Consider the following 11,663-nt stretch of genomic DNA (forward strand, 5'->3'; position numbering starts at 1 on the left):
TCCTGCTCAACCCAACTTGTCATGTCACCCGCCGCTATGTCTGTTATTCAGTGGCGTGATGATACTCACTCAGGGACTTATGGGTAAAGGGATGACCTCGACTGGTTTCAGGGTAAAGGCTTGTTTCCCAATGGCCTGCCGGTACATGACACCATCGCCCGCATCATCTCTGCCCTTGACCCGGCCGAGTTCCAACAGTGCTTTATTCATTGGGCACAGTCGGTCAATGAGCGTACAGGCAGTGAGCTTATTGCCATTGACGGCAAGACCTTACGGGGCTCATATAACCGTGAGGACAGGCGTTCAGCCATCCACATGGTCAGCGCCTTTGCGGTCGATAACAAGGTGGTCATGGGTCAGCTGAAAACCGAGGAAAAATCCAATGAAATCACGGCCATCCCCGCGCTGTTAAGTTTGTTGGATATCAATGGCTGCCTGGTTTCCATTGATGCCATGGGATGCCAGACCAAGATTGCGGACAGCATCATCAGCCAAGGTGGAGACTACCTGCTTGCAGTTAAAGATAACCAAGCGCTGCTGCACCAAGCCGTTCAGCGTGAGCTGCGCCCGGTACACAGTGCAGGGAGCCACCCGGAAAATGTCATCATCGAACAGGGACACGGCCGCACCGAAGCTCGGGAGTACCATGTGCTGCCAGCTGATACGCTGCGTGAGGAGTTTCCCGAGTGGACTGGCATGAAGACACTGGGCGTCGCTATTGGTTATCGCCACGATAAATCAGGCAAGTCATCTCTGGCGTACCGTTACTACATCAGCTCGGCGGAGTTGGATACAGCGCAGTTTGCAGCTGCTGTTCGTGGTCACTGGGGCATTGAAAATAGCCTGCATTGGGTACTGGATGTGGCAATGAAGGAGGATGCTTGCCCCATTTATCGTGAAAATGCAGCAGAAATCCTCGCTGGCTTCCGCCACATAGGTCTGAACATGCTACGATCTGAAACCTCAAGAAAGGCTAGCATTCGACGGAAACAAAAGATGGCGAGCATGAACAGTGCCTATCTGGAGCAGGTGATCATTGCCGGAATGGCGTCATTGGGTAAAAAGTAAACATACGTGCTCTCGCCCTGTCGTACTGCTCCCTGGAGTGGATTTATACATTCCCTGAACCGACAATACTCTGGAGACTGATCAATGGCGATTGCACTGGAAATGCTGAACTTTATCGTGCCCATTCACCTGATTGAAAAAAACTACCCCGGCGGTTGGGCACAGTGCCGGCGGGATTATGAGAACTGCCCCGGCTCTTGGCATGACGAGCACCTGTTTCGCTTGGGCGCCATGAACGGCATGGATATGATGCTGTTGCTCGAACGCTGGAAAGAACTTGGATTCAAGGCTCACTACGGCGGCCGTAAGCCTACCCGGTGGCGAGAGCTATGCATTGTGGATATGTTCGGAACCACCCTGCCCTGTGACTGGATAATTGTGGATCAGGAGGCAGGCACGGCATCATTTAAAACAACCGCCTCCGCTAGGCAGTCTAACACGACCAAAACCACACGGAAGCCACGATGAACACACCCGATGCCAAGCAAATTTCCCGGCTCCTGTTTGATGCCGATCCAATGAATACCTGCTGTAGGGAAAACGACTGCTTCGACGAGTATGACGCTATTGCCGCCGACATTTCCCATGGCCTTGCCAGCGGCGAACAGCTGGGACACGCGGTAAAACGGGCTCTTACCGATGCCTTTGGTGTCGAGCTGACAAGGCGTGATGAGATTCGGCGCACGCTACACGCACTGGAGCCGCTTTGCTGAATGGATTGCTCAGCGACCGACTATATCAGCCAATGCCAGCGTGACCAGCTCATCCATCCTATCGAGATTTGCTACCCGGTGATGGCCGCCGAGCACAGCCTCCAGCCTGCTCACCCGGCCTTTCAGCGCATGATAAATACGCTCGATATCCAGCACCTCATCTCCCATCTCCAGGTACACAAAACGGGGAATAGCCGGATCACAGTTCGCCGGGTCAAGATCCGAATAATCGGACCGAAAGGAAGGATAAAACTGAGGGTTAACCAGCACACAAGGCAGGCTGTGCTGATCTGACTTCATCAGTGCCCAGTAGCCACCCAAGCTGTGTCCCACCAACAGGGCTGGCTTGTACTGGGTTATCAGACCATCGTAAAATCGGCTGATGTCTTCATGACTTTGTCGGCGGTAATCTACCCTTTTGCAGAACTTGTTCGAGTGGCTGATGGCAGTGAACTTGGTGGTCTCGTTGTCAGAGTCCAGACCGTGAAAAAACAGGATCATGATGTGCTCTCTTTTTATCAAAAAATACTGAGTGATGCAGCGGACGTAGCCAATCCCCACCTGGACCCGGAATACTATCCCCTTACCGCTCTACCCAGCAAAAATGCTCCGCCTGCAGCCTGTGCTCACCCTGCCAGCGGTAGGCGCAGAGTTTGCCACTGTGCTTGGCGGCCACGCTGTAGTCAAGACAGGCGATATGTTCGGTCAACGGAGCCGGTGTGCCATTCAGCCAGTAATGCCCTACAAACAGCGGCTTTTGACCATCGTATCCGGGCAATATACCCACCGGTACCGATTCGTGAGGAATGCGCTCCATCATTTCCGCCGGCACCAGGGCCAGATCTCGGTAGGTTCGTGCCTGGTTGCTCCACCAGCGGGTACGAATATGGCGGCGCGGATGGTTGTCCTTGTCATGAAACAGACGCCCCTCCGGCAGCTCAATCTCCAGCCCCTTGAGCAGGGTTTCCGCCGCTGCAAACGCCGCCGTTCCTGGGATAGTCAGTGTCACCCATGCATCGGGCAGCATGCAGCCCTGCCTCTCCAGCCAGGGTGCGAGTACCGCCATATGCTGTGGATGCCAGCAGGCATGCACCACTCGTAGCCCAGGCAGTTCCAGGTAGAGCGGCAAGGTTTTGAACCAGGCAATATGCTCCCGATGCAGGGGACTGCCTTCACCCACCTGCTCAAGGTAGGCACGATGCTGACTGCGGTTTTTGGTATTGTGAGGGCGCAGATAGTTTCCCGGTCGCTGCGTGTGAGGTATAGCCCAGGCCACGGCATTAAACTCGTGATTGCCCATTACTGCCAGCGCTCGCCCCTGCTCCACCATGGCCCGGGCAATGGCCACGGTTTCCACCTGCCGTGGCCCGCGATCAACAAAATCCCCGAGAAAAATCACCTGGCGCTGTGAATGTCGCCAGCATTCCTGCTCCTGCCGGTAACCCATTTTCGTCAGCAGGGCTTTGAGTTCATCTGCGTGGCCATGGATATCACCAATCAGATCATACATTTTTACTCCTTCAATTACAGGTAACGTTTCCGGCTCATTTTGGCCGTACCGGGCGACACCAGTGTCGTCCACGTTTCATTAACTGCCTAGAACTATCTTTAACAGTAAAATATGTTCAGACTTATGAATTCCTGAATTCCTGAATTCCTGAATTCCTGAATTCCTGAATTTCATATATCACTCCCATACACTATAAAAGGAAAAATAAAACAAAATGCAACCTTTATTTACAATTCATGCTGGTGAATACCTTGTTGGATCTCATATAGAGCAAGCCATGACAGATCCTAATGGAGATAAAATTAATGTATGGATTCCATCCAAGGATACCGGGGTAGATCTTCTTATAACGGATAAAAACAATAAAAAAACGACATCTTTACAAGTGAAATTCTCAAAGGATTTTCTCATAACAAATGGCAGGAAAGAATACCAAAGCCAGTTAAAATCTGGCTATGTTCGCTTTAGTTGTTGAAAGCGCGGCTGAACCGCACATTGCCATATGAAATCAATGGGTTGAGCATCAGACTTCTTGGTCTGCTCAAACCACCTGAACCAACCAAGGTAACGGTGAAGGTACTTGGTGGCGACACCATGAAAACGCACCATCCACTGCTTCAGCCGGCTGTGATAAGCATTCACACCCTGGATATGAAATATCTCTTCACGGACCCGCTGGCCGGCACTGCTGTTAACCGGTTTGTGAAGCAAGTGATGTTTGGCTGCCAGCGCCTCATAGTTCAGATGACCATCGCTACAGAGCACAGCGCCAGATCGTAATCGCGGCAGCAGGCAACGTTCCAGTTTTCTGAGCGTGAAGCGCTTCATGACAAAGTCGGCTTCGTTATGGTTGCGGTCGCGCAGTACCATCACTTTGACCCACTTGACGTTTTTCTTATCGCTACCACGGCGGCGAGGCTTTCGCTTACTGAGGTTCCGTTTACCTTTGAAGGATTCGCGTATTAGCGTTTCATCGGCTTCGACGATACCACCCAGCTCAGAAGATTTAAGATAATCAACCAGCTGCAGAAAGCGGTGTCGCCACCTGAATGATGTCCCCAGATTTATCTGACACTTTTTGGCAGCGCTGCGAAGGGTCATGGACGCCATCATCAGCTCCGCATATGCCAACCACCGCTCAGCCATTCTAAGCCGGGCAAGTGGTGTGCCGGTCAGAGAGGTAAATGTCTTCCTACAAGCCCGACAGCGGTAACGCTGTCTGCCGTTCATGCTTCCCAACTTGTAGGGAGCATCATCGTGGCAATGAGGGCAAGTTGGGTGTGAAGCGGTTAGCTCTTCTAGCCGGGCAATGAGCTTAGGAAACGAGTCTGGTTGCTGAAGCAGCATCAGTAGTTCATGCCGCTGCCGGGGTTGGAGAGCAGTCAGGTGACGTTTAAGTTGGGCGAAATCTGCACTTTTCATCTCTCAGCCTCCACGAGGTGACTGATTCAAGTATAGCTTTCAACGATTAACTCAAACATAGCCTAAAATCTTGTGGCTGGTGGACACTAAAAAGAGAAAAGATTCTAAATTCACCTGCAGACTACTGGGTTTTCGTGCTGCACACATTTAATGACAAAAATATGCAGTATATCATTTTAACTCCACAGCAGCTTATCGAAAGACTAGATAAAATACACCCAACAGCAAAATCACTGCAAACATATCTCTGGGTAACATCTGATCATAAATGCTGGGAAACCAGGGGGCTAAACAAAAAACAAACAGACGATCTCATTTTTCAAGGTGAAAAAATACCTCAAGAAAGAGACTTCAGTCAGCACTTGAATAATTGGGATGCAATATTCAGCCAGTGGACTTAACCAATTTCTCAGTCTCACCTTCACCCCTTAAGTAAATAGGGAAGATAATAGAAAAAATATATTCAGTATAAAAATTACATCAACAAAAAGCGGGAAGGTCGCCCTCCCCGCTTTTTTGCTTTCAGCCCGAACTCACAGGCAGATTTTAATCTCGACTCGCCTTAATCAAGCTGCTTGTCTTTGGTCACGGATAAAATGCCGATGCACACCACCGCGACGGCAATAAATCCGGCCAGAATAATCACGGGCATGGCGGCGTAGCCCAGTATATGCCATATAACGTATTCCAAGGTGCTCATCGCTTTCCCTCCCTTCTGCTCGTTCCAGGCTTATTGCCAGCCTTCCACGTCTTTCATGTCCGGTAGTTTGTGGGCTATGCCCTTGTGGCAGTCCACACAGGTTTTGTCGCCACCGGCCAGGGCGGTAGAGTGCTGCCTTACCGCACGCGGGCCCTGCTCCGAGAAGTCCATATAGTCGAACTGGTGACAGTTGCGGCACTCCTGCGAGTTGTTTTCCTTCATGCGCTGCCACTCGCGATGGGCCAGATGCCCGCGACGTTCCCTGAACTTTTCGTCCGTGTCTATGGTGCCGATAAAGTGAAAGGCCAGCTCTTTGGATGCCTGTACCTTGCGCACTATCTTGTCGGTCCAGTTATGGGGAACGTGGCAGTCGGAACAGATGGCACGCACCCCCGACCGGTTGGAGTAATGAATGGTTTCACGGATCTCTTTCACAATGGGGGCGTGACAGCCGGAACAGAACTGCTCGGTATTGGTGGCTTCCATGCCGGTGTTGAAGGCACCCCAGAACAGCAGGCCACCGATAAAGCCCATCAGCAAGACCACCCCTGCCGCGGCCTTGCTGGGCGTGGATAACCGTTTCCAGAATCTTTTTAATAATTTCATCAAGGCTCTCACTCTCAAGTCTCGTTTTGTTACCGCAATGAATCGACGCTCTGGAAGTTGTTGTCCACCAAAGGTTTGGCGTCTGCCTGGGGCACATGACACTGCAAACAGAAGTAGCGACGCGGCGACACATCCGACAGCACCTGTTCCTGGCGATTCATGTAGTGAGTCACACTGATTTTGGTGGCACCCATTTCCTTGGCGTTTTTCCAGCTATGACAGGAAAGGCACTTGTTGGCGTTTAAGGACACTTCATAGTTGCGAATGGTATGGGGGATCAGCGGAGGCTGATACACATAGCTGCTGTCCAGCTGGTGATCCCTGGGAAATCGCTTGAAGTCGTCCGCCGGCCGCGTGGCTTCAAGTTCGCTCAGGCCACGTAACGAGCTCACGCCGCCAATGCCGCCCGGGTTGCTGTCGGCCCGGGTGTAAATGTCGTTTGCATCTTCTGCCTGTACCGCACCGAACAGCAGCGCCCCTGCTGCGACCCATGCCATGACTGTTTTTTTCATATCCTGCTCCGATTCCTTTTGGATCACCCAATGCCACAGACTGCATTGGGTGATGGCCGGTAATGAGGTTATACGCTCGCGATCCGGGTGATTTTTACCGGACATTTCTTGTAGTCCGTCTGTTTGGAGAGCGGATCCGTGGCATCCAGAATCAACTTGTTGACCAGAATGCGGGCATCAAAGAAGGGAACAAACACCAGGCCCTGGGGCGGACGGTTACGGCCACGGGTTTCCACACGGGCACGCACTTCGCCGCGGGGCGACTGAATAAGCACCTCGTCACCCCGGCGCAGGTTGCGCGCCTCGGCATCATCCGGGTGAAGATAGCAGTGGGCATCCGGCACCGCCTTGTAAAGCTCGGGCACCCTACGGGTCATGGTGCCGGTATGCCAGTGCTCCAGCACCCGGCCGGTACAGAGCCATAAGTCGTATTCCTCATTGGGCACTTCCGGTGGTGCTTCATAGGGGGCCGAAATAATCAGCGCCTTGCCATCGGGCTGGCCGTAGAAGTCCCGGCCTTCACGCTTGGCATAGGGGTCATATTCGGGGTTGAAGCGCCACAGGGTTTCCTTGCCATCCACCACCGGCCAGCGCAGGCCTCGCACCTGGTGATACACATCGTAGGGGGCCAGATCGTGGCCGTGCCCACGCCCAAACTCGGCATATTCTTCAAACAGGCCTTTTTGTACGTAGAAGCCGGCATCCCGGGCATCGTCGTTCAGCTCCTGTGCTTCGGACAGGGGGAATTTATCCACCTTGCCGTTGGCAAACAGTATGTCGTACAGGGTCTTGCCCCTGAGCTCCGGCGCCTTGGCCATCAGGGATTCATCCCACACTTCTTCGATGTTGAAGCGCTTGGCGAATTCCATGATTTGCCAGAGATCGGATCTGGCTCCTTGTACCGGCGACACCTGCTGATACCACACCTGGGTACGACGCTCGGCATTGCCATAGGCCCCCTCTTTCTCCACCCACATGGCGGTGGGCAGGATCAGATCGGCGGCCTGGGCGGTCACCGTTGGGTAGGGGTCGGAACACACAATGAAGTTGTCGGGATGGCGGTAACCCGGCAAGCGTTCTTCGTTGATGTTGGGACCCGCCTGCATGTTGTTGTTACACATCACCCAGTAGGCATTCAATACGCCGTCTTTGAGCATGCGGTCTTGCTGCACCGCATGAAAGCCCGGCTTTGGCGGTATGGTACCTTCCGGCAGCCGCCAGATTTTTTCCGCTATTTTGCGGTGCTCCGGGTTGGCAACCAGCAAGTCCGCCGGCAGCCGATGGGAGAATGTGCCCACTTCACGGGCCGTGCCACAGGCCGAAGGCTGACCGGTCAACGAGAAGGGGCTGTTGCCCGGCTCGGAGATTTTTCCGGTGAGCAGGTGCAGGTTGTACACCAGGCTCTGCATCCAGACGCCACGGGTATGCTGGTTCATGCCCATGGTCCACAGCGACATGACCTTGGTCTTGGGGTCCGCGTATTGTTTGGCCAGGGCAATCAGGTCTTCCGGTAACACGCCGGACATCTCCGCCGCCTTTTCTACCGTGTAGGGCGCAACGGAGGCCTTGTATTCCTCAAAGGAAATATCCGACATGGCCCCCGAGTTGGGGTTTTTCGCGGCCAGCTGCAAGGGATCATCGTCACGCAGGCCATAACCTATGTCGGTGGTGGCCTGTTTGAAGTGGGTGTGCTTGTCAACAAAGTCCCAGTTAACCGCATCGTTCTCGATGATGTAGTTGGCGATAAAGTTGGCAATGGCCAGATCCGACTGGGGGTGAAAGATCATGCCGCTGTCGGCCAGTTCAAAGCTGCGATGGTAATAGGTTGACAGCACGTTCACCTTAACGTGGGCGTGGCTCAGGCGGCGGTCGGTAATGCGGGTCCAGAGTATGGGGTGCATTTCGGCCATGTTCGAGCCCCACAGCACGAAGGCATCGGCGTGCTCGAAGTCGTCATAACAGCCCATGGGCTCATCAATGCCAAAGGTACGCATAAAGCCGGCCACGGCAGAGGCCATGCAATGGCGGGCGTTGGGATCCAGGTTGTTGGAACGAAAACCCGCCTTCATCAGTTTGGAGGCCGCGTAACCTTCCATCACGGTCCACTGACCCGAACCGAACATGCCCACACTGGTGGGGCCTTTTTCCTTGAGGGCCTGCTTGAACTTTTCCGCCATCACATCGAAGGCCTGCTCCCAGGAGACGGGAGCGAAGTCGCCGTTTTTATCGAACCGGCCGTTCGTCATGCGAAGCAGGGGCGTGGTCAAGCGGTCTTTTCCGTACATGATTTTCGACAGAAAATAGCCTTTGATGCAGTTCAGCCCCTTGTTGACGGGCGCTTCCGGATCGCCCTGGGTGGCCACCACGCGGCCATCCTGGGTGCCGACCAGCACGGAGCAGCCGGTGCCACAAAAGCGGCACGGGGCCTTGTCCCATTTAATGGCGGTTTCATCCGAGCTGACGATCAGGTTGGTGGCCGACACCGGCAGCGTTATTCCGGCCACGGCCGCAGCAGAGGCGGCCGCATTGGCCTTTACAAAGGCACGTCTGGTTATTTTCATGGCTTGTTCCTCACACTTCCGTGTTCTTGTCTGCGATACCGGCTTCATCACTGAGGTCTTGCTCTATTTGATGAAACACCAGTACGGCACTCAATACGTGTTCGAGCTGGTTTATCGCGTCTATGGTGTCGGTAATATAGCCTTGATTCCGGGTTTCGATTACCACCACCAGTTTTCCGGCTTCGCTTTCGCCATAAATTTCCGCACCGTCAAAAGACGCTATCTGCCGTTTAACGGTGGCCAGCTGTTGTGGCACCGCATGCACCACCAGACTGGATATATGAACTTCATTCAGTGACATCGGCGCTCTCTTGTAGACGGTTTTTAATGCTGATAGCAGAGGTGGGACACACAGCCACACAGGCACCACAGCCGGTGCAGGCGGCCATGTCTATTTGGGGCTGAGCGACCGCACCCACCGCCAGTTTGAAGCGAATGGCAAAGGGCTCGCAGCAGTCGCCGCAGCTGCGGCAATCGATGTTTTGTTGAGCCAGGCAGCCCTCTTCAATCACTGCCCTGGCGTGCCAGGCCGGCTCGGTTTTTGGCATAAACAAGGGCTCGGGACACGCCTCTGCACATAGATAACAAAAGGTGCATTCGCCAAGCTCGAAATCAACACGGGGGAAACCGCCGTCGGAAGGGCGGATAATATGGATGGGGCACTGCTTTATGCATTCACCACACTGGGTACACAAGTCGGTAAATTGCGCTTCCTTCACCCATGGCAGCGAGGGCGCGTCCGTGAGGCTTTGACGAGTAAAAAGCTGCCGCCGGGAAAGATTAATCCGAGAATATGACATACCAACTCAACCACCCTGTCGAAATTGCCGTCGAAAATGTCGCCGAAGCCAGGCATTGAAATTCAGGCGATTACCCACCCTAATTCATTGTGGTTTTAATAGCCAAGCCTGAATATCGACAAAGAGGTATTTAAGAGATGGGTTTGATTTGGATCAATTTACTTTGCTTTAATTAATGCCCGGAAGTGACAAGGCAATGCCGATTGGGCAAGAGATATCTGTTGGAGCCGGCCCGATATCTGGTTCCAACCCCAGGGCGGAAAAACAAGGCTGGTTTTGCCAGCCTTAGGTTATTAAGCGCGGGTTGTCATAAGTAATACCGCATAACAGGAGTGGTTCAGTCGTCATTCCCACGAAGGTGGGAATCCAGGGCCTGTAGCGCAGAATTTTCAGACTGCGGTTCACCTGTAAAGACACTGGACCCCCGCCTTCGCGAGGGTGACGATAAAGGCAAACCAACCCTTGTATCCACACCTGTTACGCAAGATTACTTATCCTCGGCCTGGTGTAACCGATACCACCTGGATTTTATCGCGGGCGGTCGATGCCGTTTTTCGTCGCTGTTGTCCGTTGAGCCCGTCGCCGGGCATAGTCGAGCAGTCTGGGATGATGCAGCACCCAGCCGCCAACAAGCCCAATCACGCTGCCCAGAATAATATCGAACATGCGGGTCAGTACCAGTTGCTCGGGCGAGAGCGTATGCGCCGCCACCTCGGCGAGCAGCACCGTCAGCGGCGTAATGAAGATCACCGCCATCCCGTAGTTGCGCACCACCAGCGACTCGATGATAAAGTTGAGCAGAATAATCACCACCGCCAGTTGCAAGGGCTCGAGCGACAGGGCAAAGATGACCCAGGCCAGCCCCATGCCGATGGCGGTACCGGCGATCCTGTGGATCTGCCGGTGCCACACCATTTTAAAACTGTTGCCCTGCATGATGGCCGCGCAGGAAATCGGCACCCAGTAGGGATTGTCCAGCCCCAGCAGGTGGGCCAGCAGAAAAGAGCCGCCGACAAACACACCGAAGATCGCCGACTCCAGCATTATCACCAAAATATGCCGTTCAATGGCGCTTATCGCTGGTGCCGGCTGGGCCTCGGCCGGCACCAGCAGGCTGTAGCCAAATGCCAGCATGCAGGCCAGCATACCGCCCAATGCCATCAGACCCACCTGGGTCGGAACCTGTGACAAATCAAAGGGCAAGGTACTCGCCACCGAGGCAATCATGATAAAGAAAAACCGCCCGGGGGGCGGTAACGCCCAGTAGCGGCAAATCAGGGTGATCAACAAGGTGGTCACCCCCAGCATCAGGGCAGAAAACCAGGGATTAAAACTCGCCAGCACGCCCAGGGTAAAACAGACGGTAAAGCCGAACGAGCACACCACCATGGTCACCATGCGCCGGGCCACCGGCGCCTGCGGCAAATACAGAATGACGAGTCCCCCCATACATGCCAGGATGCCGTAATCGAACCGGCCGAAATAGGCACCCAGCAACACCGGCAGGCCCACGCACAGACTGGCAATCAGGGGGAAATGCCAGGGTCTGTTGCTTTTGTTGAACACCAGCATCAGCCTGATGTCCTGCGCTATTTTCTGTCCGAAGGACATGACTCTGTTGGAGTTTGTCATAATGGCTCGATTTTCTTCCTCGTAAAACAAACACGCCTACAGATCCTTAGCCATCCCCTCATATGAGCTAGAGCTGGCGCGGCCTCGCGGGTAGACTACCCGTCTTTGAACCAAACTCGACGGCACGGCAGCTCATGAT

14 protein-coding genes and 1 pseudogene are annotated in these 11,663 nt (G+C 53.9%); 5 read left to right on the top strand and 10 right to left on the bottom strand.

Annotated features, from left to right (window positions below; genetic code table 11):
* Positions 1 to 96: 96 nt before the first annotated feature.
* The 3 genes and pseudogenes from HNR62_RS15675 to HNR62_RS15685 all read left to right on the top strand — a co-directional run.
* Positions 97 to 1,068, top strand: a pseudogene (locus HNR62_RS15675) (ISAs1 family transposase); the annotation flags it as partial.
* A gap of 84 nt (positions 1,069 to 1,152) precedes the next feature.
* The gene (locus tag HNR62_RS15680) at positions 1,153 to 1,536 is read left to right on the top strand and encodes a hypothetical protein (RefSeq protein WP_204797018.1); all 384 of its coding nucleotides are present in this window, start codon (positions 1,153 to 1,155) and stop codon (positions 1,534 to 1,536) included.
* Positions 1,533 to 1,781, top strand: a complete 249-nt coding sequence (locus HNR62_RS15685; protein ID WP_204797019.1) for a hypothetical protein — start codon at positions 1,533 to 1,535, stop codon at positions 1,779 to 1,781. The genes HNR62_RS15680 and HNR62_RS15685 overlap by 4 nt, the downstream gene beginning before the upstream one ends.
* A 9-nt stretch (positions 1,782 to 1,790) precedes the next feature.
* On the opposite strand, the gene HNR62_RS15690 is transcribed toward HNR62_RS15685, so the two are convergent.
* The gene (locus tag HNR62_RS15690) at positions 1,791 to 2,282 is read right to left on the bottom strand and encodes a YqiA/YcfP family alpha/beta fold hydrolase (protein ID WP_204797020.1); all 492 of its coding nucleotides are present in this window, start codon (positions 2,280 to 2,282) and stop codon (positions 1,791 to 1,793) included.
* 82 nt (positions 2,283 to 2,364) lie between these two features.
* Positions 2,365 to 3,291, bottom strand: coding sequence for a metallophosphoesterase (locus tag HNR62_RS15695; RefSeq protein WP_204797021.1), 927 nt, complete (start codon positions 3,289 to 3,291; stop codon positions 2,365 to 2,367).
* A gap of 214 nt (positions 3,292 to 3,505) precedes the next feature.
* Between HNR62_RS15695 and HNR62_RS15700 the strand changes: the two genes are divergently transcribed.
* Positions 3,506 to 3,766: a hypothetical protein gene (locus HNR62_RS15700; RefSeq protein WP_204797022.1), complete on the top strand. Its 261-nt coding sequence runs from the start codon at positions 3,506 to 3,508 to the stop codon at positions 3,764 to 3,766.
* On the opposite strand, the gene HNR62_RS15705 is transcribed toward HNR62_RS15700, so the two are convergent.
* Positions 3,745 to 4,713: an IS1595 family transposase gene (locus tag HNR62_RS15705; protein ID WP_204797023.1), complete on the bottom strand. Its 969-nt coding sequence runs from the start codon at positions 4,711 to 4,713 to the stop codon at positions 3,745 to 3,747. The genes HNR62_RS15700 and HNR62_RS15705 overlap by 22 nt on opposite strands.
* 161 nt (positions 4,714 to 4,874) lie before the next feature.
* On the opposite strand from HNR62_RS15705, the gene HNR62_RS15710 reads away from it, so the two are divergent.
* Positions 4,875 to 5,114 (top strand): hypothetical protein, encoded by a 240-nt coding sequence (locus tag HNR62_RS15710; protein WP_204797024.1) that lies wholly within the window; start codon positions 4,875 to 4,877, stop codon positions 5,112 to 5,114.
* 161 nt (positions 5,115 to 5,275) lie between these two features.
* Here the strand turns inward: HNR62_RS15710 and HNR62_RS15715 are convergent, their stop codons facing one another.
* From HNR62_RS15715 to HNR62_RS15745, 7 genes are all read right to left on the bottom strand, one after another.
* A complete protein-coding gene (locus HNR62_RS15715) occupies positions 5,276 to 5,413 on the bottom strand; it encodes a TIGR02808 family protein (protein WP_204797025.1) in 138 nt (45 codons plus the stop codon).
* Between the two features lie 30 nt (positions 5,414 to 5,443).
* Entirely contained in the window at positions 5,444 to 6,019 is a 576-nt protein-coding gene (locus tag HNR62_RS15720) for a NapC/NirT family cytochrome c (RefSeq protein ID WP_204797026.1), read from the bottom strand.
* A gap of 29 nt (positions 6,020 to 6,048) precedes the next feature.
* Positions 6,049 to 6,531 (bottom strand): nitrate reductase cytochrome c-type subunit, encoded by a 483-nt coding sequence (locus HNR62_RS15725; protein ID WP_239552875.1) that lies wholly within the window; start codon positions 6,529 to 6,531, stop codon positions 6,049 to 6,051.
* Between the two features lie 68 nt (positions 6,532 to 6,599).
* Entirely contained in the window at positions 6,600 to 9,092 is a 2,493-nt protein-coding gene (napA, locus tag HNR62_RS15730; RefSeq protein WP_204797027.1) for a periplasmic nitrate reductase subunit alpha, read from the bottom strand.
* Between the two features lie 10 nt (positions 9,093 to 9,102).
* Positions 9,103 to 9,393, bottom strand: a complete 291-nt coding sequence (locus HNR62_RS15735) for a chaperone NapD (protein ID WP_204797028.1) — start codon at positions 9,391 to 9,393, stop codon at positions 9,103 to 9,105.
* Complete coding sequence (gene napF, locus HNR62_RS15740; RefSeq protein ID WP_204797029.1) at positions 9,380 to 9,892, bottom strand: ferredoxin-type protein NapF; 513 nt, start codon at positions 9,890 to 9,892, stop codon at positions 9,380 to 9,382. The genes HNR62_RS15735 and napF overlap by 14 nt, the downstream gene beginning before the upstream one ends.
* Positions 9,893 to 10,420: 528 nt before the next feature.
* Entirely contained in the window at positions 10,421 to 11,524 is a 1,104-nt protein-coding gene (locus HNR62_RS15745) for an FUSC family protein (protein WP_239552876.1), read from the bottom strand.
* Positions 11,525 to 11,663: the final 139 nt, after the last annotated feature.

The organism is Oceanisphaera litoralis (assembly GCF_016907015.1).
GTDB lineage: Bacteria > Pseudomonadota > Gammaproteobacteria > Enterobacterales > Aeromonadaceae > Oceanimonas > Oceanimonas litoralis.

What these genes read in the sequence shown, in the direction of transcription:
- HNR62_RS15705 (WP_204797023.1), bottom strand. Translation starts at nt 4,713, where the DNA reads ATGAAAAGTGCAGATTTCGCCCAACTTAAACGTCACCTGACTGCTCTC.
- HNR62_RS15735 (WP_204797028.1), bottom strand. Translation starts at nt 9,393, where the DNA reads ATGTCACTGAATGAAGTTCATATATCCAGTCTGGTGGTGCATGCGGTG.
- HNR62_RS15685 (WP_204797019.1), top strand. Translation starts at nt 1,533, where the DNA reads ATGAACACACCCGATGCCAAGCAAATTTCCCGGCTCCTGTTTGATGCC.
- HNR62_RS15690 (WP_204797020.1), bottom strand. Translation starts at nt 2,282, where the DNA reads ATGATCCTGTTTTTTCACGGTCTGGACTCTGACAACGAGACCACCAAG.
- HNR62_RS15680 (WP_204797018.1), top strand. Translation starts at nt 1,153, where the DNA reads ATGGCGATTGCACTGGAAATGCTGAACTTTATCGTGCCCATTCACCTG.
- HNR62_RS15715 (WP_204797025.1), bottom strand. Translation starts at nt 5,413, where the DNA reads ATGAGCACCTTGGAATACGTTATATGGCATATACTGGGCTACGCCGCC.
- napF (WP_204797029.1), bottom strand. Translation starts at nt 9,892, where the DNA reads ATGTCATATTCTCGGATTAATCTTTCCCGGCGGCAGCTTTTTACTCGT.
- HNR62_RS15710 (WP_204797024.1), top strand. Translation starts at nt 4,875, where the DNA reads ATGCAGTATATCATTTTAACTCCACAGCAGCTTATCGAAAGACTAGAT.
- napA (WP_204797027.1), bottom strand. Translation starts at nt 9,092, where the DNA reads ATGAAAATAACCAGACGTGCCTTTGTAAAGGCCAATGCGGCCGCCTCT.
- HNR62_RS15745 (WP_239552876.1), bottom strand. Translation starts at nt 11,524, where the DNA reads ATGACAAACTCCAACAGAGTCATGTCCTTCGGACAGAAAATAGCGCAG.
- HNR62_RS15695 (WP_204797021.1), bottom strand. Translation starts at nt 3,291, where the DNA reads ATGTATGATCTGATTGGTGATATCCATGGCCACGCAGATGAACTCAAA.
- HNR62_RS15725 (WP_239552875.1), bottom strand. Translation starts at nt 6,531, where the DNA reads ATGAAAAAAACAGTCATGGCATGGGTCGCAGCAGGGGCGCTGCTGTTC.
- HNR62_RS15700 (WP_204797022.1), top strand. Translation starts at nt 3,506, where the DNA reads ATGCAACCTTTATTTACAATTCATGCTGGTGAATACCTTGTTGGATCT.
- HNR62_RS15720 (WP_204797026.1), bottom strand. Translation starts at nt 6,019, where the DNA reads ATGAAATTATTAAAAAGATTCTGGAAACGGTTATCCACGCCCAGCAAG.